The following is a 22,559-nucleotide window of genomic DNA, read 5'->3' on the forward strand; positions in this document are numbered from 1 at the left end:
CCTGGCGCGGAACGCTTACGGCTCGGCCGCGAATTTCAGCCGCCCCACCGGTTTCAGCGTCTTCGCGTCATAGGTGCGGATTTCGGTTGTGCCGCCGATCTCGACAGTCACCGCCAGCCGCTCGCCCGCGCTTGCCGTGGAGACGATCCGCGCGCCCTTCGGCAGCGTGGCGGTCACATCGGTGATCTGAACGCTTCCATCGCTGCGGAAAAGGCGGTAGCCGATAGCGACCAGCAGAGCCCCCACCCCGATCGCCGTGGTCAGGCCGGCAATCAGCATCATCCGTCGCACCCGCGCGATCAGCGCGGCTTGCTCGGGGGTCGGATCGGGCGCAACAGTTTCAGTCATGCAGCAGTCTTCCGAAAATACGCGTCACAAGGTCACGGTCGAGGGCGATGAAGGATCGCAGCGGCTGGATCGCGTGCTGGCCGTGCGCAGCCCCGACCTGTCGCGCTCGCGCCTGAAGGCGCTGATCCTTGCGGGCCAGGTCAGCGTCGGACCTGCCCCGGTTCGCGACCCCGCTTATCATGTCAAAGCGGGCGATACGATCACAATCGACGTTCCGCCCGCTGCGCCCGCCGAGCCCGAGGGCGAGGATATCCCGCTCGACATCGTGTTCGAGGATGACGACATCATCGTCATCGACAAGCCGAAAAACCTCGTCGTCCATCCCGCCGCCGGACACGAGACCGGCACACTGGTCAACGCGCTGATTGCCCATTGCGGCGCAAGCCTGTCCGGCATCGGCGGGGTGAAGCGGCCCGGCATCGTCCACCGGCTGGACAAGGACACCACCGGATTGATGGTGGTCGCCAAGAACGACCGCGCGCACCAGTCGCTGTCGGCGCAATTCGCCGACCACGGTCGCACCGGCGAAATGCGGCGCGGCTACATGGCGTTTGTCTGGGGAGCGCCGGCCTGGAGCCGCGGCACCATCGATCAGCCGATCGACCGCCATCCCTACTCGCGGGACAAAATGGCGGTGCGGCAGGGTGGCCGCGACGCGGTCACCCATTGGGAAACCATGGAGAGCTTCACCGGGCGGGACGGCAAACCGGTCGCCTCGCTGCTCGCCTGCCAGCTCGAGACCGGACGCACCCATCAGATCCGCGTCCACCTCGCCCATCTCGGTCATCCGCTGCTCGGCGACGACGTCTACGGCTCCGGCTTCAAGACCAAGGCCCGCCAGCTCGGCCCGCAAAGCCAGGCGGCGCTCGCCGCTCTTGGCAGGCAGGCCCTCCATGCTTATTTGCTGGTCCTGGAGCATCCGGCGTCCGGAGAAATTCTTCACTGGGAATCGCCGCTGCCGGAGGATTTGGTCCTCCTTGAGGCCGCCCTCCGTAGCACAGACTAAAGGTGGTGCGCTAAAAAGCCGCATGGTTACAAACCTTTAACCCGGGTCACGGGTTCGTGACCCCGTTTTGTTCTTCCCTCCCCCTCGGGTTTTGGAGTATGCTGCACCTGCGCTCGGGATCGTCCCGGCGCGGAACATTGCAGTGCTTCTGGCTTTGACACAGCAGATGGCCTGCCTCGCCCGCCGCTATCGGGGGCGTGAACTCTGGAGGGGCGCAACATGGCCCGTGCCGCTACTTTACCGGTTCTCAACGGAGAATCCGGCCTTGCACACTACCTGACGGAAATCCGCAAGTTCCCGATGCTGGAACCGCAGGATGAGTACATGCTCGCCAAGCGCTGGCGCGAGCACGATGACCGCGACGCCGCGCACAAGCTCGTCACCAGCCATCTCCGGCTCGTGGCCAAGATTGCCATGGGTTATCGCGGCTATGGCCTGCCGATTTCCGAGGTTGTCTCCGAAGGCAACGTCGGCCTGATGCAGGCTGTCAAACGCTTCGAGCCCGAGAAGGGCTTCCGCCTGGCCACCTACGCAATGTGGTGGATCAAGGCGTCGATCCAGGAATACATCCTGCGTTCGTGGTCGCTCGTGAAAATGGGCACCACCGCGAACCAGAAGAAGCTGTTCTTCAATCTCCGCAAGGCGAAGAGCAAGATCTCCGCGCTTGAAGAGGGCGATATGCGCCCCGAACAGGTGAAGCAGATCGCGACCCGCCTGGGCGTAACGGAACAGGACGTGATCGACATGAACCGCCGCCTCGGTGGCGACGCGTCGCTCAACGCTCCGATCCGTGACGACGGCGAACCCGGCGAATGGCAGGACTGGCTGGTCGATACCTCGCCCAACCAGGAAGCCATCATGGCGGAGAACGAGGAGTTTGATCATCGCCGCAACGCGCTGACCGGCGCGATGGGCGTGCTCAACGACCGCGAGCGCCGCATCTTCGAGGCGCGGCGTCTGGCTGAAGAGCCGATGACGCTGGAAGACCTTGCCGCCGAATTCGGCGTGTCGCGCGAGCGCGTGCGGCAGATCGAGGTCCGCGCGTTCGAGAAGGTGCAGGCGGCGGTGAAGACCGCCATCGCCAAGCAGGAGCACGCCGCACTGGAAGCGGCGTACTAACCTCTCGCGCATCACGACATACGAAAGCCGGCCTTCGGGCCGGCTTTTTTGTTGTGCGGTTACGAACCGTCGGATTCCGCGCATGCCTGATAGCTCCCTCTCCCCGTGGGGGAGAGGGTTGGGGTGAGGGGGTTCCGATCTCAAAACTGGCATGCGATCCCCCTCACCCGGCGCTACGCGCCGACCTCTCCCCGCCGGGGAGAGGTGAAGAAACATCGTCTGCGCGGGGACGACACCGAAGATGTAGCGACACACACGCCCTCATCATGCCCACTCCCGCTCCCGCATTTGCTTTCGCAGCAATCGCATCCGCTGCAATTCGTCATAGGCGAAATCGATCGCAGCGCCCTGTTCGAGAAATCCGAGGAGGCGCGGATTGCTGTTGTCCGCGCGGCAGGAAAATTCCGGCCCAAGACAGCGCCGCGCGCGGCGGCAGGCGCGGTCGGGACAATCGCGCCAGGCGCGCAGAAACTCCATCTCGGCACGCGCGACAACACGGCCGCAATAATCGCAATCGCGCGCGGTGTGCGCGGCGGGTGTCTCGCCGGTCAGGCGCGGATTCTCCGCGCCGCTGAAACCGTAAGGACCTTCCAGCCTGAACCGCGCCGTCATGAGCAACGCTCCCGTTGATGGATTTGATGACGTGGAATGAGCGCGCACGCGCCGTCTGTCGCACACATCGCGCACGGCGGCCTCGCCTCACATGGCCCCCTCGCAAGCATGAGGGGACGGAACGCCGAAAGGCGCACGTAGGTGGAGTCGCGACGCGGACAAGCCGCACCGCGCATCGCCTTTCGGCGCTCCGCCGCGGCGATTTTTGGCGACGGGATCGTTCTTCCGGGACAGGACGGACGCTTTCACGCCCCGATCCGGCGGGCTTTCGCCTGCCTTCATCCTGTCCGCGTCCAGCCACTGAAGGCGGGGCCACGTAGTTGGCCCGGACGATGACCCGAAGCCTCCCGGACGCACGAGAGACCGTCTCTCCCGCGCGCGCAGGCGCCGCATCCCGCCCCGCGCTAACAAGCGTCCCTGGCAACGCCCCTCAAGTGAGGCGGGATGGATGGAAGATGGATTATCGCGGGGAAATTGTCAAGGAATTTATTCCTTGAATGATTCAGCCTTGTTGAGGATGATTACTCATAATCAAGTGAAGATGCGCAATGTCCTCTCTGGTCAGGCTTATCTCCAACAAGTAATTGCCGGATAGACGCAACCGAGCATCGCTGGAGAATTTTACACCTTCAATTCTTCCATTTCGGAATGAGCACTCAAGTCTTGGCTTGCCAGCATAAAGGTCGCCTTGCCAATGGGGTGGTATTTTAAGCCGCTGTAATTTTGATCGGACCAATTCTTTCCAGCCGCAATTTCTACTCCACCCTTGTACTTTCACTTTCATTGAAAACTCCCGAAATATTTGATTTTCACCAAGTTGCCGCTGCCTTGATGACCGCGCCAAACTCCGGCTTCGTCGTAAAGCTAACTAATTCCGGTCGTCCCCGCGAAAGCGGGGACCCAGTCTTAAAAATTTCCGCCTTCAATATAAAGCAAAGATGGATCCCCGCTTTCGCGGGGATGACCGGGTGATGGCCACGATGACCGGTTGAGGATTTGCTGCTTGTCGGCATTACCTCGTGGCTGAACGCGCGGCCGCAGCGCCGTCATTGCGAGCGGAGCGAAGCAATCCATCTTTGCAAAATAAAGAAAGAGTGGATTGCTTCGTCGCTTCGCTCCTCGCAATGACGATTTACCCTGCTCCGCCTCAGGTGGAGCCCTAGCCCCTACTCCACCCTTGCTCCGGCGAACTTGACCACCTTCTCCCACTTGTCGGTTTCGGAGACGATGATCTTGCCGAAATCCTCCGGCGTTCCGACCAGCGCGACGCCGCCCATGTCCGCGATCTTCTTTTTCATCTCGGGCTCGGCGAGGATCGCGTTGATCTCCTTGTTGAGCTTGTCGATGATCGGCTTCGGCGTCTTGGCCGGCGCGCCCATGCCGAACCACGCGGAGGCTTCATAGCCCTTCACCGTGTCGCCAACGGTCGGAGTGTCCGGCAGCTCCGGCGAGCGCTTCTCCGTCGTCACCGCAATCGCCCGCAGCGTGCCCGCCCGGATGTGCGAAATCGCCGACGGCATGTTGTCGAACATCACCTGCACGCGGCCGCTCAAGAGATCGGTGATCGCGGGCGCGGAGCCACGATAGGGAACGTGCAGCATCTCGACGCCGGTCATCGCCTTGAACAGTTCACCGGACAGATGGATCGAGGTGCCGTTGCCGCTTGAGGCCATATTGACCTTGCCGGGATTGGCCTTCGCATAGGCGATGAATTCCGCCACCGTCTTGGCCGGAAAATCGTTCGGCACGATCATCACATTGGGCACGCGCGCGAGCCCGGCCACCGGCGCGATGTCGCGAATGAAATTGAAGCTCAGCTTCGCGTAGAGCGAGGCGTTGATGCCGTTGGCGGGATTGACCAGCAGGACCGTATAGCCATCGGGATCGGCGTTCACCACGGATTCGGTGCCGACATTGTTGCCCGCGCCCGGCTTGTTCTCGATGATGAACTGCTGACCGAGCCGTTCCGACAATCGCTGGCCGATCAGCCGCGCGAGAATGTCGGTCGCACCGCCGGGCGGATAACCCACCACCCACTTCACGGGACGCGTCGGATAGTCCTGCGCCGAAGCGCCGCCTGATGAGAGGAATGCAGCAAAGCCCATCGCGATCAGCCCGATCGCGGCGCGTCGTGAAGCCATTTTTGTTACCCTCTTGTTTCCCCGGCTGCCGCGACTTGGCGCGCGGTCAGCATGTGTTGATGGACAACACGTGAAGCGTAACAAAGAAAAACGAGCGCGAACAAGCAGCGTGATGCGCGCTGCCTGCTTATGGCAGCGCACAACAGGCGTACCAGGTTACAGATGGTCCGAAGCTACAGATAGTCGCGGAAGTAATCCGCCAGGCTGTCGTTATCGTTGGTCATGCCGAAGTCGATCGGCTGATCCAGCAAAAGCGCGCTGGCCTGCGTCTTGTAGTCCGGCGAGACATCGTCAGCGCCCGGAAGCGGCTGCCGCAGGATATCCAGATAGGATCTGTAGTTGTCGAGCGTGCCGCTGAAAATGCAGTTGCACATGCCGGGATCGGCATAGACATACCGCGGCGTGCCGCCCGCCTTGTGAATCACAAAACGATGCGGCGGCAGCGCCTTGAGTGCGCGCTGTCCCCCCGCGTCATTGGCGAGCTGGATGCGGAACCCGGCCGAGCGCAGATAGAACGCGTTCTTCTCGAGGAACGGCTTGCTCGGCGTCACGTGCTGCGCCGCAAGCGGCCATGCCAGCAGCACCATCGTCAGCGCCCCACACAACGCAAGCACGCGCCACGCGGCTCGGGACATCGTGACTGGAACCATCATTGTCGTCGAAAGCATCTCAACCTCGCAAAAAATATCAGAATCAAATTCCCGATCAGTTCGTCCGGCCTTCGGGCTTCTGAACCGGCACGCCCATCGCGAGCGCATTGTTCAATGTGTCACGCAGATTCACCGCGGCGGCGGCGGTCATGCGCAGATGCGCCACCGCTTTCACACGGCTTGCCACTTTTCCATGGGGGGCGGAGTCGATCAGGCCGGTCGCAAGCATCAGGTTGATCAGCCCGCCGTTGTTCCCGAATGTCGGGCACACCTCGAAGAAGATGATCGGTGCCTCCATCGTACCTTCGATCGGCACGAAATGCGGATCGGCTTGTGTTGCGGGCGTATCGGCCATCACGTCTCCTTGTGTGTTGCGTGAATTGTGGCGCGGGAACACGGGCGCATCACCCGTTTGCATTCACGGTTTCGTCGCAGGTGTGAAAGCATGCATCGCACCGCGCAAATTGTCGAATCGCAGACACAAGATGTGGTGCGATTCCCATGACAAATCGTCAAAGTGCGCTGCGGAATCTTCATCACCTTGAAAGAAATGTGACTGGAGCCTTTCCAATTTCACATCGATGCATGCGCATTGCAAATCGCGATGCTGACTCACATCTGCCCCATTGCGGAAGCATGGTCCGCCCGCTCACCGAAGGCGCGATCGCAGAGATAAAGTCCGATGCAATCACGCCTTGAAATGTCCGAAGAGGAGAAGCGCATGGTCAATCGCCCACCGGAAAAATTCGATCCGGATTACGTCGCCACGTTGAGAAAAATTCTCGACATCGCCGTCGAGCAGATCGCGCTGGAGAACCGCACGCCCGCGACCAAGGCGAAGATGGCACAGACAATCGTTCGCCGCGCCGCCGACGGCGTCACCGACGCCAACGACCTTGTGTCGAGCGCGGTGCGCGCCGGCGAGACCCGCGCGGCGTGAGTCTTGATCCCTCCCCCTTGCGGGGAGGGTCGACCGGCGAAGCCGGTCGGGGTGGGGGTACAGTCACAACGCTATTCGACTCGAAAAATATGGATCCCCGCTTTCGCGGGGATGACATGGGGTGAGATGCGATGTGGTTGAAAAAATTCGACGGAGAACTGAAGACGCCGGAACTTACGATCCCGACGCCGCGCTCTTGGGCGCGGCGTGAGGCTTTTCCCTGTCGAGCCGCGGCGCGTTGGTCGCGAACTGCTCGTCCTGCGGCATCGACGGCAGATTGCCGCTGGTCTTTGCCTGATCGATCACCTGCGCCAGAAGCCTGAGGCCGAGCGGCGCCAGCGCCCGCTCCCACAATTCGCGCGCGGTCTCGTTCTTCTTCACGAACACCCAGTCCTGCGCGGCGATCGCGCCCGCATCGAGCCGGTCCGACAGGTGATAGATCGTGCCGCCGGCAATCGCGTCGCGCTCCTTGATGGTCCATTCCACCGCCGCGATGCCGCGATGGCGCGGCAGCAGCGACGGATGGTAGCCGATGCCGCCATGTCTGGCGGCTTTCAGCGCACCATCGCTGACCATCGCATGGCTGTGGGCGGTGACGATCAGATCGGTGCCCGGTGCGATTTCCGAAGCCACGATGAGCTTGGGCTTTGCCTGCACCACGACCTCGATGCCGGCGGCGCGGGCCGCCGCGGCGAGACGGTCCTCGCCGTCCGCGACCACAACACGGATCACCTCGATGCCGTGACCGCGCATCATGTTGAATGTCTCGACGCCGAAATGACGCGAGCCAGCGAGTGTGATCTTCATAATGTCACTGCCCCCAGGCCGTGAATGCTTCGTTGAATGCGCGCTCGCCCGGCGCGCCCTTCTCGATGGCGATGATCGAACGGCGCTGGTTGGCATAGACCAGCGGAATATCGAACCACGACCGCTCCTTCAGGAGCTGCAGATTGCGCGCCTTGTCGGCCTCGACATTCGACAGTCCGACCAGGAAGAATCCGTCGGTGACTTTCACCGCGAGGCCGGCCAGCGGCGTGCCGCGCGCCTGCTCGTTGGACTTCATCAGCACACCAGGCACGTTGGCGATGGTGGTGCCGAAATCCGGCGGCAGCACGAAGGTCAGCTCCGCAGTGTGGCTCGCGGGCAGCGACGCATCGGTGTTGCGGCGGATCGAGAGCGACATCTTGATCTTGCGCTCGGGAATATCGATGTCGGCGCGCACGCCGATATCCGGCGGCTGGCCGGCGGGCACCTTGACCGCTTCGGTGCGCCAGATCACCGAGCCGACATACTGCTTGCCCTGCGGCGCCGAGGGGTCCTCGTCGTAGAGCACCACGCGCTGCGCCACCGGCGCAATCTGCGTCGAGCCCGGCTGCCCCACCCGGTCGGTGATTTTCGGCCGCGTTCCCGCCGCATCCTTCGGCGCGGTGTCGGCCTGCTGCGCGGGCTTGGTGGTGAGCGACTTGATCAGTGAATACGCCTTGGGGCCGCCCCACACCGCGCCGCCGATCGCGATGATCGCGACACAGACCGCGATGGCGGTCTTGACCGGAAAGCCGCGCTTCTCCGTTTCGGGTTCGTCGCGGGAGGCACGCGCGCGCGGCGAGCCGTTCGGCTGATAGCGTCCGGCTTCCTCGATGGATTCGTCGTAGCTGTAAGGCGCCGTACCACGCTGATCGGGAAAATCCTGCGCCTGGCTGCGCCGCGCGGAACGGGTCGCGCCGCCGAGATCGTTGGCATCGGCAACCACATCGCGCATGCCCGAACCCTGCGGCGGGCGGCGCTGCGCACGTGCATCCTGCGTGAACTCATCGAGCATGCGGGTGTCGTCGCTGCGCTGATCGCGCGCGCGGACATCGCGCATCGACGACGGCAGGCCCGGCTGAACCGGCGGCTGCGGGCGGGCCAGCGGCGGCGGCTGATCGCCGCGCAGATTCCGCGGCGGACGCTGGTCCGGCGCTCCATTGGCCTCGGGCCGTGGAGCGGGCCGGCCGGGGGCCGGCGGCGGAGCGTTTCCGGTACGTGCGCTGCGTGCGCTTTCGCGCAGGGCATCGCCGGGGCGCGGACCGTCACGCCGGCCGGGCAGCGGCGCGCGCGGCTGGGCTGACGGCGAAGGTGGCGCAGCAGGGGGCGGCGGGGCGGCTGGACGCTCGGGCGGCGCTTCGCCGGACGCGGCCTGATGCGCGGCCGCGCGGCGGACGGCGTCGGCCTCGACCCGGCGCACCGCGTCCTCGAGCGCCAGCCGCTCGCGCGTGATTTCGGCTTCGCTCAAGGCAGGCTGCACGCCGCGCAACTGGGAAATCAGCGCCGTTCGCGCGCGCTCATAGAGCGCACGACGTTGCTCGCCGGGGGCACTGGGGTCCAGTCCGGCGATGGCACGGGCTATGAGCGGGTAGTAATCAGCCATCCTTGTCCAGTCTGCAGGATTCTCGACGAACCCTGTACTTAAAAAACGTCAATCAACAGAACACAGTCCACCCATGACAGGCCATTTTGTTCAAGCTTCGAACGGGTTTTGCACGAGGATCGTATCCTCGCGTTCCGGGCTGGTGGACAGCAGCGCGATCGGGCAGCCGACCAGTTCCTCCACCCGGCGAACATATTTGATCGCCTGCGCAGGCAGATCGGCCCACGACCGGGCATTGGCCGTCGGCTCCTTCCAGCCTTCGATGGTCTCATAGATCGGCTCGACCCGTGCCTGCGCGCCCTCACCGGCAGGCAGGTGGTCGATCTCCTTCCCGTCGAGCTTGTAGCCGACACAGACCTGGATCTCGTCGAAGCCGTCGAGGATGTCGAGCTTGGTCAGCGCAAGGCCATGAATACCGCTGGTCCGGGCCGTCTGCCGCACCAGCACCGCGTCGAACCAGCCGCAGCGGCGCTTGCGTCCGGTGTTGACGCCGAATTCCTTGCCGCGGCGGCCGATTTCCTCGCCGATCTCGTTGTTGAGTTCGGTCGGAAATGGTCCCTGCCCGACGCGCGTGGTGTAGGCCTTGCAGATGCCAAGCACATAGCCGACCGAGCCCGGCCCCATGCCAGTGCCCGTCGCCGCCTGAGCAGCCACGGTGTTGGACGAGGTGACGTAGGGATAGGTGCCGTGATCGACGTCGAGCAGCGCACCCTGCGCGCCCTCGAACAGAATGCGTTTGCCTTCGCGGCGCTTGTGGTCGAGCAGATTCCAGACCGAGTCCGCGAACGGCAACACCTTCGGCGCGATCGCCGACAGTTCCTTCAGGATATCCTTACCATCGACTTCAGGAAGATTGAGGCCACGGCGCAGTGCATTGTGATGCGCCAGCAGGCGATCGATCTTGTGCGGCAGCGTCTGCGGATCGGCGAGATCCATCAGCCGGATGGCGCGGCGGCCGACCTTGTCTTCATAAGCAGGGCCGATGCCGCGCTGGGTGGTGCCGATGGCGTTGGCCTTGGCAGCGTTCTCGCGGATCGCATCGAGCTCGCGGTGCAGCGGAAGGATCAGCGTGACGTTCTCGGCGATGCGCAGATTGTCGGGCGAAATCTTCACGCCCTGTCCCTGCAGCTTCTCGAGTTCGGCGAGAAACGCCTGCGCGTCGAACACCACGCCGTTGCCGATCACCGAAAGCTTCGACGGCCGCAGCACGCCCGACGGAAGCAGCGCCAGCTTGTAGGTGTTGCCGTTGATGACAAGCGTATGGCCGGCGTTGTGGCCGCCCTGAAAGCGGACGACGATGTCGGCCTGCTCCGACAGCCAGTCGACAATCTTGCCTTTTCCTTCGTCGCCCCACTGGGCGCCGACGACGACAACGTTAGCCATTTCGAGACATTCTCCCGCAACCCGCAAATCCGCTGGAAACCCAGCGCCTTGCAGCAGGGCGCGCGCTTGCGAGGCATGTCACCGGATAACGGATGCGCGCATGGGACGCAAGCTCCAACGGGTGTTGACGGCTCTGCTGAAAGGGGCGCAAATCATTGATATCCCCAAATAATTCCGGCCAGTCCCGGCCTTCCTTGTAAAGCCCATAATCTGCCGCCGACATGAACGAGCCCGCCCCGCGACCCGCCGCACACTGGCTGATGAACCGGCCCTATCTGCTATTGACGCTGTCATCCCTGTTCTGGGCGGGCAATGTCGTGCTGGGACGCTTTATCGCAGCGGATTTTCCGCCGATGGCGCTGTCCTTCCTGCGCTGGGGCTTCGCCTGCCTGCTCGTTCTGCCCTTCGCATGGCCCCATCTGAGGGCCGAGTGGCCGATGATCCGCAAGCATCTGCCTGTCCTGACGCTGCTGACCCTCACCGGGCTCGCCGGTTACAACGCCATCGCCTATCTCGGGCTGAAATACACCGAGGCGCTGAATGCGCTGCTGATCCAGTCATCGGGGCCGCTGATCGTCGCGCTGTGGTCGCTCGTGCTGCTCGGCATTCGCCTCACCTGGCCGCAGACCATCGGCATCGGAATTTCGCTGCTTGGCGTCCTCACGATTCTGACGCGGGGCGATCCGGCTGCCCTTTCCTCGATTCACCTGAACAAGGGCGATCTGATCTTCACCATCGCGCTGATCATCTTCGGACTCTACTCCGTGATGGCCGTGAAACGCCCGGCGATCCATCCGCTCGCCTTCATGGCGTTCACCTCCGGCTACGCGACGGTGTTGCTGATTCCCGCCGTGATCATCGAAGCTCTGAGCGGGCTGACGCCATCGCTCAGCATGAACAACGCGCTCACGCTCGCCTATGTCGCAATCTTTCCATCGATCCTCGCCTATGTTTTCTTCAACCGCGGCGTCGAACTGATCGGCGCCAACCGCGCCGCACCGTTTTTCCATCTGATCCCGGTGTTCGGATCTGTGCTCGCCATCGCCTTCCTCGGCGAGCGGCCGCAACTATTCCATTTTGCCGGCTATGCGCTGGTGCTGACCGGTGTGATCGTCGCCGCGCGGCGCACGTCGGCGGTCGCGGAAGCCTAGCAGGAAGAAGCAAACACCGCGCTGATGCCCGTCTGGCGCAACGGAGCAATCCGGGTTTGGCGGTTGTGAAAGGTGCGAAACACCGGCACAACTTCACACAGCCTCTTTCCCAAAGCCCCATGACCGTCGCCGATCCGCCCTTGCGCCAGTCCTCGCTTGCCTCACGGCTGGCGAACCAGCCCTATCTGCTGCTCAGTCTGATGGCGCTGTTCTGGGCCGCCAATATCGTGCTCGGGCGCTTCGTCGCCGGCCATGTCCCGCCGTTCACACTGACATTCCTGCGCTGGGCCGGAACATCCCTCGTCGTGTTTCCTTTCGCGTGGCCCTACCTGCAACGTGACTGGCCGGTGATGCGCAGGCACTTGCCGCTGCTGCTGGTTCTCGCGCTGACCGGCTTCGCCTTCAACAACGCCCTGTCCTATTGGGGACTGCAACACACCCAGGCGCTGAATGCGCTGCTGATCCAGTCGTCGGGACCGCTGTTCGTGGCGCTGTGGGCGCTGGTGCTGTTCGGCGTACGGCTGTCATGGATGCAGACGGCCGGCATCCTCGTCTCGCTGCTCGGCGTGCTCGTGATCGTTCTGCGCGGGAATCTCGGCGCGCTGGCAGACATCCAGATCAACGCCGGCGATATCAGCTTCGCCGCCGCGCTGTTCGTGTTCGGACTGTACTCCGCCCTGATGACGCGGCGCCCGAAGATCAATCCGCTCTCGCTGATCGCTTTCACCACCGGGTCCGGCGCCCTGATGCTGGTGCCGCTGGTGGGATGGGAAATCTCGGTTGGCGACAGGCTGATACTCGACAAGCTGACGATCGCCACCGTCGTCTTCGTGGTGATCTTTCCCTCGACACTGGCCTACATTTTCTTCAACCGTGGGATCGAACTGATCGGGCCCAACCGGGCCGCGCCGTTCTTCCATCTGGTGCCGGTGTTCGGTTCGGCCATGGCGATCGTGCTGCTCGGCGAGAAGCCGGAGCTGTTCCACCTGGTCGGCTATGTGCTCGTGCTGGCGGGCGTGATCACCGCATCGCGGCGCGGATCGGCCGGGAAACGTCCCGCCTCCTAAAATCGCATCACTCGCTGGCAATCCCGCGCAACTTCGCGCAATCTCTGCCCCAAGCGTTCGGCGCAGTCACCGCCCGGTGACATGACGACCGGCGCATAAAGAAATGACAGGGCGGAGACACCATCCATGAACTTCCTGAAATCAACGATATCACCAATGACCTTGGCGCTGGCCGTCACGGCGGGCGTTCTGGCTGCCGGACCATCGGCTGCGCAGACGGCGTGGCCCGCACCGGGCAGGAACATCACGCTGGTGCTGCCGTTCGCCGCAGGCAGCGGCACGGACACCACCACGCGCCTGATCTCGAAGGAACTCGCCACCGGTCTCGGCGCCAACATCGTGATCGAGAACAAGCCCGGCGCCAACGGCTCGATCGCGGCGAGCTACGTCGCGCGCTCCGAGCCGGACGGCTACACGATCTTCGTCACCACCAACACGTCGCATTCGGCAAATCCGTATTTGCTGAAGAACATGACGTACGATCCGATCAAGGACTTCACCCCGATCGCGCGCACCGGCGACCTGCCGTTCATGCTGGTGATCGATCCGAAGCTGCCGGTCAATTCGGTCGCCGACCTCGTTGCGCTGGCCAAGAAGGAGCCGGGCAAATACTCCTACGCCAGCGGCAGTTCGTCAGCCATCGTCTCCGGCGCGACGTTCGCCACGCTCGCAGGCATCGACCTGCTGCATGTGCCCTACAAGAGTTCGCCGCCGGCGCTGACCGACGTGATCGCCGGCCGCGTGAGCATGATGTTCGTCGACGTCCCGACCGGACTTCCCCATGTCAACGCGGGCGCGCTGAAGGCGCTGGCGGTGACGACGATCAAGCGCTCCGCACTGCTGCCGCAGCTTCCCACCATGGACGAAGCCGGCGTGAAGGGCTTCGACATCACCTCATGGCAGGGCTATCTCGGCCCGGCCAACATGCCGAAGGATATCGTGACAAAGCTGAATGCGGAGATCCGCAAGGTGATCGAGCGGCCCGACATGCAAAAGGAACTGGCCGGCCGCGGCATGGAGGCCTTTTCCGGCACGCCCGAGAGCTTCGACAAATTCCTGAAGGAGCAGCTGGTGGTGTGGGAAAAGCTGATCCGCGAAGCCAAGATCGAGAAGCAGTGAGTTAAAGCTGACTTTCGAGCAATCCCCGATGTCGTCCCCGCGAAAGCGGGGACCCATAGCCTGTAAGCGAACTTGTGGTGACCGAAGACGGGGTGACGTACCACGTCTACATTCTCGCGAGCCAACCCAACGGCACGCTCTATCGGCATTACAAACAATCTCGCTCTTCGGCTATCTCAGCACAAGGGCGGACGCGGATCGGAATTCGCGCAACGCTATGCCGTTAATCGTCTTGTCTATGTTGAAGGGTACGACACGCCCTCAGATGCCATTCGCCGGGAGAAGCAGCTCAAGAAATGGAACAGGGCCTGGAAGATCGAACTCATCGAAAAGAACAATCCGGATTGGCGAGACCTGTCTGACCTCGCCATCTCAGGAATTTCCAAGAAAAGGTGGGTCCCCGCTTTCGCGGGGACGACATCTTGTTTGTAGTAGCGATACTTCGCCACCGAGGCATCACGCTGCCCGCACCTTGCCGAGGAACTCATCCACCGCCGAACGCAGCATGCCCGATTGCTGGTCGAGATCGCGGGCGCTGGTGAGAACGACCGACGCCGCATTGCCGGTGGCCGATGCCGCCGCGCTGACGCCGCCGATGTGATCGCTGATCTCGGCCGAACCCGCCGCCACCGACTGGATGTTGCGCGCGATTTCGCGGGTGGCAGCGCCCTGCTCTTCAACGGCGCTGGAGATATTCATGGTGATCTCGCTCATGCGCGTGATCGTCTCGGTGATGCCGCCGATCGACACCACCGCATCGCTGGTGGTCGCCTGCATCGCCGCAACCTGAGCCGAAATCTCCTCGGTCGCCTTGGCGGTCTGCGTCGCCAGCGCCTTCACTTCGGACGCCACCACGGCGAAACCACGGCCCGCCTCGCCGGCGCGCGCCGCCTCAATGGTGGCGTTGAGCGCGAGCAGATTGGTCTGCGCCGCGATCGAGTGAATGAGCTGCACGACTTCACCAATCTTTTCCGCGCCGCTGGACAGAACCTGCACCGTCGCATTGGTGCGCTCGGCATCCGCCACCGCCTTGGAAGCGATTTCATTCGACTGGTTGACCTGACGCGAAATCTCCGCGACCGAACTCGACAGCTCTTCCGCCGCCGCAGCCACAGTGCCGACGTCGTTCGAGGCCTTCTCGGAGGCCGAGCCCACTGTCGCCGCGCGGGCGCTGGCGTCGGTCGCCGAATGGGTCATCGATTGCGCCGTGGTCTGCATGCCCGCGGCGGATGAGGCCACCGAACGCACGATGCCGTTGACGCTGCTCTCGAACTCCAGCGCGATGGCATGCATCGCGGCCTTGCGCTCCTCCGCCGCGCGCTCGCGCGTCGCGGCTTCGGCGCTTTCAAGATCGCGCATGCGAACGGCATTGTCCTTGAACACCTGCACCGTTTCCGCCATCGAACCGATCTCGTCGCGCCGGCCGATGCCCGGGATTTCCTGCTCGAGTTCGCCATCGGCCAGCGTCTTCATGCGCAGGCCGAGCAGGCCGAGCGGACGGGTGATGCTGCGGCCGACGAACCAGGCCACCGCGCCGGAGATCACGCCGATACCGAGGATCGCCGCGCCCAGCGCCATCACGATCTGCATCAGCTTGGCGTCGAGATCGTCGACGTAGGCGCCGGTGCCGACGAACATATTCCAGCCCGGAATTCCGGCCGCGTAAGATATCTTCCGTGACAATTCCGGAAGGCCCGGCTTCTGCCAGAAGTAGTCGATCGTGACATCGCCCTTCGCCGCAACACCGTCGCGCATTTCGCGGGTGGACTTGCGGCCGTTCACTTCGTTGTCGAGGTGACTGGTCCCGATCTGCTTCGGGTTGAGCACTGCGACCGCGATACCATCCATCGTATAGGCGAACATGTAGCCGGCGCCGTTGTCGTAGGTCATGTTCTGGATCCGCTGAACCCACTGCTCGATCGCGGCATCCTTGGTCAGCTTCCCGGCTTCGACCTGCTTCTGGTATCCGATTGCCATATTCTTCGCGGTATCGACGATCGCGCGGAGTTGCTCCTTCCGCGCGCTGAACATTTCATTCTGCATCATGCGCGCGGCAAAAAAGCCCGCCGCACACAAACCGATCAGGGTCACGCACACCAGAACGCCAAGCTTCAAGGCGACGGGCCAGTTGTTCAGGAATTTCACGCGGCTTCTCCGGGAAAATCGGCGCAGGCTCGCGCCAGAAGTAAGAATTCACTTCTTTTATAGAAAGACTGTTGAATCTTTCTTACCCGTCGTCCGCCTGACGCCCACAGGTAACGCCGCACGTACTGAGACAAAAAAGCGCGGCTGCCTTTCAGCAGCCCCGCTTCCTGTTCGTTAGATGGTATTCGATGCTTCCGGAGATTACGCCGCCCGCACCTTGCCGAGGAATTCGTCCACTGCAGCCCGCAGCATGCCCGACTGCTGGTCGAGGTCGCGTGCGCTGGAGAGAACGTCCGACGCCGCCGTACCCGTCGCGGCCGCGGCCGCGCTGACGCCGCCGATGTGGTCGCTGATCTCGGTCGATCCCGCCGCCACCGACTGGATGTTGCGTGCGATCTCGCGGGTGGCAGCGCCCTGCTCTTCGACGGCGCTGGAGATGTTCATCGTGATCTCGCTCATGCGCGCGATGGTCTCGGTGATGCCCTGGATCGAAACGACCGCATCGCTGGTGGTCGCCTGCATCGCCGCGACCTGCGCCGAGATTTCCTCGGTGGCCTTGGCGGTCTGGTTGGCCAGCGCCTTCACTTCCGATGCGACGACCGCAAAGCCGCGGCCAGCCTCACCGGCACGCGCCGCCTCGATGGTGGCGTTGAGCGCGAGCAGATTGGTCTGCGCCGCGATCGAGTGAATGAGCTGCACCACCTCGCCGATCTTCTCGGCGCCGCTGGACAGAACCTGCACCGTCGCATTGGTGCGCTCGGCATCGCTGACAGCCTTGGTGGCGATCTCGTTCGACTGGCTGACCTGACGCGAAATTTCCGCGACCGAGCTGGACAGCTCTTCCGCAGCGGCGGCCACGGTGCCGACGTCGTTCGAGGCCTTCTCCGAAGCCGAGCCCACCGTCGCGGCGCGGGCACTGGCATCGCGGGCCGACGAGGTCATGGATTCCGCCGTCGTCTGCATGCCGGCCGCCGATGTCGCCACCGAGCGGACGATGCCGTTGACGCTGCTCTCGAAGCTGCTGGCGATATTGTTCATCATCTCCTGGCGCTCGGCGGCGGCGCGGTTCTGGCGCTCCGCTTCCTGCTCCTCCAACCCGCGGATGCGGATGGCGTTGTCCTTGAACACCTGAACCGTCGCCGCCATCTTGCCGATCTCGTCGCGGCGGTCGAGGGCCGGGATAGCGTCGTCCAGCTTGCCGTCGGCGAGCGACTGCATGCGGGCGCCGAGCTGGCCCAGCGGAACCGTGATGCTGCGGCCGATCAGCCAGGCGATGGCGCCAGCGAAGGCGGCAATGGCGAGAATGGCAAGACCAAGCGCAATCACAATCGGCATCAGCTTGGCATCGAGATCGTCGAGATAGGCGCCGGTGCCGACGAACATGTTCCAGCCGGGAATCGCCCCCGCGTAGGACACCTTGCGGATCAGGTCCTTGGTGCCAGGCTTCTCGTATTCATAGCGCAGCGTGACATCGCCCTTGGCGGCGACGCCGTCGCGCAGTTCGCGCGCCAGCTTGCGGCCGCCGGTTTCGATATCGAGACGGTTGGTGCCGATCTGCTTCGAATCCGGCGTCGCCAGCGCGATGCCGTCCATGGTGTAGACGAACATGTACCCGGTGCCGTTGTCGTAGGTCATCGTCCGCGCGAAACGGCTGAATTCCTCGATGGCGGCTTCCTTGGTCATTTTCCCGGCTTCTACCTGCTTTTGCAGCCCGATCGCGGCGTTGCGTGCGGTTTCCACCAGCGCATGGGTCTGCGCCTCGCGCGCGCTGAGCAGTTCGCTCTTCATCATGTAGGCGGCAAACAGGCCGGCCACGCACAGACCAACGACGGCGACACCCACCAGGATACCGAGCTTGGGGGTGATCGGAAGATTCTTCAGAAATTTCACGGGCTTCTCCGATGCGGGACCGCGCTTCTGCACGGGTTCGACACATCAGTTACCGAAACTTCCTTTCGTGTTGGTTACCCCGTACCGCCTTCGGAAAACGCCCAAACGCAAACGGGCCGGAGAACTCCGGCCCGTTCATATCCGGTGCTGCGATATCCCGCTTAGAACGACAGCGCCTTGGCCTGCTTGACCTGCGGCAGCGCCGCCACCTTCGCGAGAACATCGGCCGGCACCGCGCCGTCAACCTCGACCAGCGCGATGGCATCGCCGCCCTGCTCGTTGCGGCCGAGATGGAAGGTCGCGATGTTGATCTTGGCGTCGCCGAGCAGCGAAGCGAACTTGCCGATGAAGCCCGGCTTGTCCTCGTTGGTGATGTAGATCATCGACTTGCCGAACTCGGCATCGACGCGGATGCCCTTGATGTCGACCAGGCGCGGCTTACCGTCATGATAGACCGTGCCCGATACCGAACGCTCCTGCCGTTCGGTGGCCACCGTCACCGTGATGAGGCTTTCATAGTCGCTGCGGGCGGCTCGGGTGACTTCATCCACCACCATGCCACGCTCCTTCGCCACCACCGGCGCGGAGACGACGTTCACGTCGCCCAGCATCGGACGCAGCATGCCGGTCAGCGCCGCAGAGGTCAGCGCCTTGATCTTCATGTCCGCGACAGCACCTTCATAGGTGATCGTGACCTTGGTGATGCCGGTTTCGGTGAGCTGGCCCGCGAACGAGCCGAGCTTTTCGGCGAGTTCGATGAACGGCTTCAGCTTCGGTGCTTCTTCCGCGGTGATCGAGGGGAAGTTGACGGCGTTGGAGATCGCGCCGGTCAGCAGGTAATCCGACATCTGTTCGGCGACCTGCAACGCGACGTTCTCCTGCGCTTCCGTGGTGGAGGCGCCGAGATGCGGGGTGCAGATGACATTCGGATGACCGAACAGCACGTTGGTCTTGGCCGGCTCCTCCACGAACACGTCGAAGGCAGCGCCCGCGACATGCTTGGAATTCAGGGCATCGACCAGCGCCTGCTCATCGACCAGACCGCCGCGCGCGCAATTGATGATGCGCACGCCCTGCTTCATCTTCGCGATCGAGGTTGCGTCGATGATGTTCTTGGTCTTGTCGGTGAGCGGGGTGTGCAGCGTGATGAAGTCGGCGCGCTTGAACAAGTCGTCGAGCTCGACCTTCTCGATGCCGATGTCCTTGGCGCGCTCCGGCGACAGGAACGGATCGAACGCGATCACCTTCATGCGCAGGCCCAGCGCACGGTCGGCAACGATCGAACCGATGTTGCCGGCGCCGATGATGCCGAGCGTCTTGCCGGTGATTTCGACACCCATGAAGCGGTTCTTCTCCCACTTGCCGGCCTGGGTCGAGGCGTCGGCGGCGGGAATTTCGCGGGCCAGCGCCAGCATCAGTGTGATGGCGTGCTCGGCGGTGGTGATCGAGTTGCCGAACGGCGTGTTCATCACGATGATGCCCTTCGCCGTGGCGGCGGGAATCTCGACGTTGTCGACGCCGATGCCGGCGCGGCCGATGACCTTCAGGTTCTTGGCCTTCTCGAGAATCTTCGCGGTCGCCTTGGTGGCGGAGCGGATGGCGAGGCCGTCATAGTTGCCGATGATCTCGGCGAGCTTGTCCTTGTCCTTGCCGAGATCCGGCTGGAAATCGACCTCGACGCCGCGATCCTTGAAGATCTGCACGGCGGCCGGGGAAAGTGCGTCGGAAATGAGAACCTTTGGTTTGGTCATGGGATGTGATCCTGAAAAGCTGATGCATTTGCTGAACGTCACCCGCGGGCCTGACCCGCGGGTCCATCTTTTTGATGGATGGCCGGGTCAAGCCCGGCCATGACAATCGAACGTGATGGAAAGTTACGCCGCCTTGGCGAGCGAAGCCTTGGTCTCGGCGAAAGCCCAGTCGATCCACTGCGTCAGAATCTCGACGTCCTCGGCCTCAACCGTCGCGCCGCACCAGATGCGAAGGCCCGCGGGCGCATCGCGGTAGTGCGCGAAGTCGTAACCGGCGCCTTCCTTCTCGACGGCGGCGACAAGCTTCTTGGCGAAATCCGCCTGCGCATCGGCGGAGAGTGCCGTGATCGCCGGATCGATCACCTTCAGACACACCGAGGTGTTGGAGCGGATCGCCGGATCGGCCGCAAGGAAGTCCACCCACGGGGTCTTCGCCTTCCAGTCGGCGAGCACCTTGGTGTTGGCGTCGGCACGCGCGATCAGCGCCTTGAGACCGCCGACCGACTTGGCCCAGTTCAGCGCATCGAGATAGTCCTCGACGCAGAGCATCGACGGTGTGTTGATCGTCTCGCCTTCGAAGATGCCGGCATTGAGCTTGCCGCCCTTGGTCATGCGGAAGATCTTCGGCAACGGCCACGGCGGCGTGTAGCTCTCGAGCCGTGCAACAGCGCGCGGCGAGAGGATCAGCATGCCGTGCGCGGCTTCGCCGCCGAGCGCCTTCTGCCAGGAGAAGGTCACGACATCGAGCTTCGGCCAGTCGAGCGGCTGCGCGAACGCGGCGGAGGTGGCGTCGCAGATGGTCAGGCCTTCGCGGTCGGCCTTGATCCAGTCGGCATTCGGAACGCGCACGCCGGAAGTGGTGCCGTTCCAGGTGAACACGATGTCCGAGTTCCTGTCGGCCTTCGACAGATCCGGAATCTCGCCATAGCCGGCGTGAAGCTTCACGACGTCCTTGAGCTTCAATTCCTTGACGATATCGCTGACCCAGCCCTCGCCGAAGGATTCCCAGGCGATGGTGGTGACAGGGCGCGGCCCGAGCAGCGACCACAGCGCCATTTCGACGGCGCCGGTGTCGGACGCGGGCACAATGCCGATCTTGTAGTCGGCAGGCACCTCAAGCACTTCGCGCGTCAGTTCGATCGCGAGCTTGAGTTTCGCCTTACCGACCTTCGCACGATGCGAACGGCCGAGGGCTGCGTCCTTGAGATTTTGGGGGTTCCAGCCGGGGCGCTTGGCGCAGGGGCCGGAGGAAAAATGCGGCACGTTCGGCTTTGAGCCGGGCTTCGCTACAGTCATAATCTATCCTTCCAGATAGCTAGCCTCCCGTTGGGGGGAGGTGTCCCGCCGCCGTGAATATGGAAGGTTTCGGATTTCGTCAAGAAACTTCGCCCGGCTTCATTCACAAAGCTGGGATGCAGACGCCCTCCCCGCCCCCGGTCAGGCTGGCTTGCGCCACTCCTCCAGCGGGATATTGGGCATCTCGAAGCGCTCCGTCGTGCGGGTGTACCAGCCGCCTTCCATACGCCCGATCAGATCGAGTTTTTCCGCGTCGATGTACTGCCGCGCGGCGTCGATCACGGCGTGATCCTGCACGTGAATCATCAGGATACGGCCGAGCACGAGGCTGAAGCCGCCGAGCGCCACCTCCTGCATGAAGGTGCATTCCATCGAGACCGGGGAGGCTGCGATCCGCGGCACCGCCACCCGCTCCGAGGGAACGAGTTTCAGATCCGCCTCAAGCGGCTCCTCCACGCCCTTGGGAAATGCGATCGATGTGATCCGCATCTGCTGGGCGAGGCTGTAAGGCACCAGATTCACGACGAACTGCTCGTTGGCGCGAATGTTGGCGCGGGTGTCCTTAGGCTCGCGGGGCCCCTTGCTGCCGATGCCGACGCCGACGGTTGCCGGGTCGGACCCGAACACATTGAAGAACGAAAACGGCGCGGCATTCACGGCGCCATTGCCGTCGCGCGTGGTGATCCATGCGATCGGGCGCGGCAATACGGTGGCCAATAGCAGCTTGTAACGCTCGCCGGGTTTCATTGCTTCGAAATCGAACTGCATGGACCCCCCTCGCGCGAAGCCGTATCGGCATACGCCGCTGCGTTCTCAAACAACTTGCAATTCGCAAGTCTGACAGACGGGGACAGTAAATGCTTTTTTAGAACTTACAACGCCGCACAAGCCCGCTTGACGCTTTGCATGGGGGGTCTGCGGCGTCCTTCCGCGCCCGGCTTTAGAGGCCGAGCCGCTTTTCGGACTCGCCGATCCATCGCTTGACCGCGTCATAGCCGTCGAGATGGAAGCCGCCCTCATGGGCCGCGCGGGTGTAGGCCAGCAGCGCCACATCCGCGAGCGAGAACACATCCTCGACGAAGAATTTCGTTTTCTGAAGCTGGTGCTCCATCAGCGCCAGCGCGGCATAGCCCCGCTTGACCTTCTCCGGATCAAGATCGCCCAGCGACTTGCCGAGATAGACCATCTGAAACCGGCAGACCGCGATATACGGCTCGTGGCTGTACTGCTCCCAGAACAGCCACTCATCCATCTTCGCCGACAGGAACGCCTCCGCGGGGATCAGGTCGGTGCCCCGCGCCAAATACCGGATGATCGCATTGGACTGCGCCAGCGTGCGCCCGTCGTCGAGTTCGAGCACCGGCACCTGCCCCGCGCCGTTGAGCCTGAGAAACTCGGGCGTGCGGCTTTCGCTTTTCATGGTGTCGACATCGACCCAGGTGTAACGGCGCGAAAGCTTGTCGCACACCCATTTCACCTTCAGGCAATTGCCGGATTTCAGATCGCCATAGATCTTCATGACCGCACCTTCCCG

Annotated in this window: 21 protein-coding genes and 1 pseudogene; 7 read left to right on the top strand and 15 right to left on the bottom strand. The window is 63.2% G+C overall.

Features of this window, described 5'->3' with window-relative positions:
* Positions 1-15: 15 nt before the first annotated feature.
* Positions 16-348: a hypothetical protein gene (locus AC1Q67_RS06375; RefSeq protein ID WP_492234799.1), complete on the bottom strand. Its 333-nt coding sequence runs from the start codon at positions 346-348 to the stop codon at positions 16-18.
* Between AC1Q67_RS06375 and AC1Q67_RS06380 the strand changes: the two genes are divergently transcribed.
* Both AC1Q67_RS06380 and rpoH read left to right on the top strand, forming a co-directional pair.
* On the top strand, positions 347-1,354 hold the full coding sequence (locus AC1Q67_RS06380) for an RluA family pseudouridine synthase (protein ID WP_492234798.1): 1,008 nt from the start codon (positions 347-349) through the stop codon (positions 1,352-1,354). The two genes, AC1Q67_RS06375 and AC1Q67_RS06380, sit on opposite strands and share 2 nt — an antisense overlap.
* A 219-nt stretch (positions 1,355-1,573) precedes the next feature.
* Positions 1,574-2,473 carry an RNA polymerase sigma factor RpoH gene (rpoH, locus tag AC1Q67_RS06385; RefSeq protein ID WP_024576152.1) on the top strand — a complete coding sequence of 300 codons (900 nt, stop codon included), beginning with the start codon at positions 1,574-1,576 and terminating at the stop codon, positions 2,471-2,473.
* Positions 2,474-2,737: 264 nt separating this feature from the next.
* On the opposite strand, the gene AC1Q67_RS06390 is transcribed toward rpoH, so the two are convergent.
* The 5 genes from AC1Q67_RS06390 to AC1Q67_RS06410 form a co-directional block, all read right to left on the bottom strand.
* Positions 2,738-3,085 carry a hypothetical protein gene (locus tag AC1Q67_RS06390; RefSeq protein WP_492234797.1) on the bottom strand — a complete coding sequence of 116 codons (348 nt, stop codon included), beginning with the start codon at positions 3,083-3,085 and terminating at the stop codon, positions 2,738-2,740.
* Positions 3,086-3,587: 502 nt separating this feature from the next.
* Positions 3,588-3,869, bottom strand: a complete 282-nt coding sequence (locus AC1Q67_RS06395) for a hypothetical protein (RefSeq protein ID WP_492234796.1) — start codon at positions 3,867-3,869, stop codon at positions 3,588-3,590.
* Positions 3,870-4,251: 382 nt separating this feature from the next.
* Entirely contained in the window at positions 4,252-5,226 is a 975-nt protein-coding gene (locus tag AC1Q67_RS06400; protein ID WP_492234795.1) for a Bug family tripartite tricarboxylate transporter substrate binding protein, read from the bottom strand.
* Between the two features lie 173 nt (positions 5,227-5,399).
* Positions 5,400-5,894 (bottom strand): hypothetical protein, encoded by a 495-nt coding sequence (locus tag AC1Q67_RS06405; protein WP_492234794.1) that lies wholly within the window; start codon positions 5,892-5,894, stop codon positions 5,400-5,402.
* Positions 5,895-5,931: 37 nt separating this feature from the next.
* Positions 5,932-6,231 carry a hypothetical protein gene (locus AC1Q67_RS06410; protein WP_492234793.1) on the bottom strand — a complete coding sequence of 100 codons (300 nt, stop codon included), beginning with the start codon at positions 6,229-6,231 and terminating at the stop codon, positions 5,932-5,934.
* Between the two features lie 366 nt (positions 6,232-6,597).
* Here AC1Q67_RS06410 and AC1Q67_RS06415 point away from each other — a divergent pair, with 366 nt between their 5' ends.
* On the top strand, positions 6,598-6,816 hold the full coding sequence (locus AC1Q67_RS06415) for a hypothetical protein (protein WP_024576146.1): 219 nt from the start codon (positions 6,598-6,600) through the stop codon (positions 6,814-6,816).
* Between the two features lie 174 nt (positions 6,817-6,990).
* Here the strand turns inward: AC1Q67_RS06415 and AC1Q67_RS06420 are convergent, their stop codons facing one another.
* The 3 genes from AC1Q67_RS06420 to AC1Q67_RS06430 form a co-directional block, all read right to left on the bottom strand.
* Positions 6,991-7,623: a formyltransferase family protein gene (locus AC1Q67_RS06420; RefSeq protein ID WP_492234792.1), complete on the bottom strand. Its 633-nt coding sequence runs from the start codon at positions 7,621-7,623 to the stop codon at positions 6,991-6,993.
* A gap of 4 nt (positions 7,624-7,627) precedes the next feature.
* On the bottom strand, positions 7,628-9,223 hold the full coding sequence (locus tag AC1Q67_RS06425; RefSeq protein WP_492234791.1) for a hypothetical protein: 1,596 nt from the start codon (positions 9,221-9,223) through the stop codon (positions 7,628-7,630).
* Between the two features lie 90 nt (positions 9,224-9,313).
* Complete coding sequence (locus AC1Q67_RS06430) at positions 9,314-10,606, bottom strand: adenylosuccinate synthase (protein ID WP_024576143.1); 1,293 nt, start codon at positions 10,604-10,606, stop codon at positions 9,314-9,316.
* Between the two features lie 221 nt (positions 10,607-10,827).
* On the opposite strand from AC1Q67_RS06430, the gene AC1Q67_RS06435 reads away from it, so the two are divergent.
* The 4 genes and pseudogenes from AC1Q67_RS06435 to AC1Q67_RS06450 all read left to right on the top strand — a co-directional run bounded on the left by AC1Q67_RS06435 (position 10,828) and on the right by AC1Q67_RS06450 (position 14,375).
* Positions 10,828-11,757: a DMT family transporter gene (locus AC1Q67_RS06435; protein ID WP_492234790.1), complete on the top strand. Its 930-nt coding sequence runs from the start codon at positions 10,828-10,830 to the stop codon at positions 11,755-11,757.
* 119 nt (positions 11,758-11,876) lie between these two features.
* Entirely contained in the window at positions 11,877-12,824 is a 948-nt protein-coding gene (locus AC1Q67_RS06440) for a DMT family transporter (protein WP_492234789.1), read from the top strand.
* Positions 12,825-12,950: 126 nt separating this feature from the next.
* Entirely contained in the window at positions 12,951-13,943 is a 993-nt protein-coding gene (locus tag AC1Q67_RS06445; protein ID WP_492234788.1) for a Bug family tripartite tricarboxylate transporter substrate binding protein, read from the top strand.
* A gap of 74 nt (positions 13,944-14,017) precedes the next feature.
* A pseudogene (locus AC1Q67_RS06450) lies at positions 14,018-14,375 on the top strand (GIY-YIG nuclease family protein).
* A 24-nt stretch (positions 14,376-14,399) separates the two neighbouring features.
* Here the strand turns inward: AC1Q67_RS06450 and AC1Q67_RS06455 are convergent.
* The 6 genes from AC1Q67_RS06455 to AC1Q67_RS06480 form a co-directional block, all read right to left on the bottom strand.
* Complete coding sequence (locus tag AC1Q67_RS06455; RefSeq protein ID WP_492234787.1) at positions 14,400-16,088, bottom strand: methyl-accepting chemotaxis protein; 1,689 nt, start codon at positions 16,086-16,088, stop codon at positions 14,400-14,402.
* 201 nt (positions 16,089-16,289) lie between these two features.
* Positions 16,290-17,978 (bottom strand): methyl-accepting chemotaxis protein, encoded by a 1,689-nt coding sequence (locus tag AC1Q67_RS06460; RefSeq protein ID WP_024576137.1) that lies wholly within the window; start codon positions 17,976-17,978, stop codon positions 16,290-16,292.
* A 161-nt stretch (positions 17,979-18,139) separates the two neighbouring features.
* A complete protein-coding gene (serA, locus tag AC1Q67_RS06465) occupies positions 18,140-19,729 on the bottom strand; it encodes a phosphoglycerate dehydrogenase (protein ID WP_492234786.1) in 1,590 nt (529 codons plus the stop codon).
* 123 nt (positions 19,730-19,852) lie between these two features.
* Positions 19,853-21,025, bottom strand: coding sequence for a phosphoserine transaminase (locus AC1Q67_RS06470; protein WP_492234785.1), 1,173 nt, complete (start codon positions 21,023-21,025; stop codon positions 19,853-19,855).
* 141 nt (positions 21,026-21,166) lie between these two features.
* Positions 21,167-21,793 carry a flavin reductase family protein gene (locus AC1Q67_RS06475; protein WP_024578129.1) on the bottom strand — a complete coding sequence of 209 codons (627 nt, stop codon included), beginning with the start codon at positions 21,791-21,793 and terminating at the stop codon, positions 21,167-21,169.
* A 172-nt stretch (positions 21,794-21,965) separates the two neighbouring features.
* Entirely contained in the window at positions 21,966-22,544 is a 579-nt protein-coding gene (locus AC1Q67_RS06480; RefSeq protein ID WP_024578130.1) for a glutathione S-transferase family protein, read from the bottom strand.
* Positions 22,545-22,559 lie beyond the last annotated feature (15 nt).

It is taken from the genome of Afipia sp. GW823-FHT06G09, from assembly GCF_058794875.1.

What these genes read in the sequence shown, in the direction of transcription:
- AC1Q67_RS06480 (WP_024578130.1), bottom strand. Translation starts at nt 22,544, where the DNA reads ATGAAGATCTATGGCGATCTGAAATCCGGCAATTGCCTGAAGGTGAAA.
- AC1Q67_RS06415 (WP_024576146.1), top strand. Translation starts at nt 6,598, where the DNA reads ATGGTCAATCGCCCACCGGAAAAATTCGATCCGGATTACGTCGCCACG.
- AC1Q67_RS06435 (WP_492234790.1), top strand. Translation starts at nt 10,828, where the DNA reads ATGAACGAGCCCGCCCCGCGACCCGCCGCACACTGGCTGATGAACCGG.
- AC1Q67_RS06425 (WP_492234791.1), bottom strand. Translation starts at nt 9,223, where the DNA reads ATGGCTGATTACTACCCGCTCATAGCCCGTGCCATCGCCGGACTGGAC.
- AC1Q67_RS06375 (WP_492234799.1), bottom strand. Translation starts at nt 348, where the DNA reads ATGACTGAAACTGTTGCGCCCGATCCGACCCCCGAGCAAGCCGCGCTG.
- AC1Q67_RS06445 (WP_492234788.1), top strand. Translation starts at nt 12,951, where the DNA reads ATGAACTTCCTGAAATCAACGATATCACCAATGACCTTGGCGCTGGCC.
- AC1Q67_RS06440 (WP_492234789.1), top strand. Translation starts at nt 11,877, where the DNA reads ATGACCGTCGCCGATCCGCCCTTGCGCCAGTCCTCGCTTGCCTCACGG.
- AC1Q67_RS06430 (WP_024576143.1), bottom strand. Translation starts at nt 10,606, where the DNA reads ATGGCTAACGTTGTCGTCGTCGGCGCCCAGTGGGGCGACGAAGGAAAA.
- AC1Q67_RS06395 (WP_492234796.1), bottom strand. Translation starts at nt 3,869, where the DNA reads ATGAAAGTGAAAGTACAAGGGTGGAGTAGAAATTGCGGCTGGAAAGAA.
- AC1Q67_RS06390 (WP_492234797.1), bottom strand. Translation starts at nt 3,085, where the DNA reads ATGACGGCGCGGTTCAGGCTGGAAGGTCCTTACGGTTTCAGCGGCGCG.
- AC1Q67_RS06475 (WP_024578129.1), bottom strand. Translation starts at nt 21,793, where the DNA reads ATGCAGTTCGATTTCGAAGCAATGAAACCCGGCGAGCGTTACAAGCTG.
- AC1Q67_RS06470 (WP_492234785.1), bottom strand. Translation starts at nt 21,025, where the DNA reads ATGACTGTAGCGAAGCCCGGCTCAAAGCCGAACGTGCCGCATTTTTCC.
- AC1Q67_RS06405 (WP_492234794.1), bottom strand. Translation starts at nt 5,894, where the DNA reads ATGCTTTCGACGACAATGATGGTTCCAGTCACGATGTCCCGAGCCGCG.
- AC1Q67_RS06380 (WP_492234798.1), top strand. Translation starts at nt 347, where the DNA reads ATGCAGCAGTCTTCCGAAAATACGCGTCACAAGGTCACGGTCGAGGGC.
- AC1Q67_RS06400 (WP_492234795.1), bottom strand. Translation starts at nt 5,226, where the DNA reads ATGGCTTCACGACGCGCCGCGATCGGGCTGATCGCGATGGGCTTTGCT.
- rpoH (WP_024576152.1), top strand. Translation starts at nt 1,574, where the DNA reads ATGGCCCGTGCCGCTACTTTACCGGTTCTCAACGGAGAATCCGGCCTT.
- serA (WP_492234786.1), bottom strand. Translation starts at nt 19,729, where the DNA reads ATGACCAAACCAAAGGTTCTCATTTCCGACGCACTTTCCCCGGCCGCC.
- AC1Q67_RS06410 (WP_492234793.1), bottom strand. Translation starts at nt 6,231, where the DNA reads ATGGCCGATACGCCCGCAACACAAGCCGATCCGCATTTCGTGCCGATC.
- AC1Q67_RS06420 (WP_492234792.1), bottom strand. Translation starts at nt 7,623, where the DNA reads ATGAAGATCACACTCGCTGGCTCGCGTCATTTCGGCGTCGAGACATTC.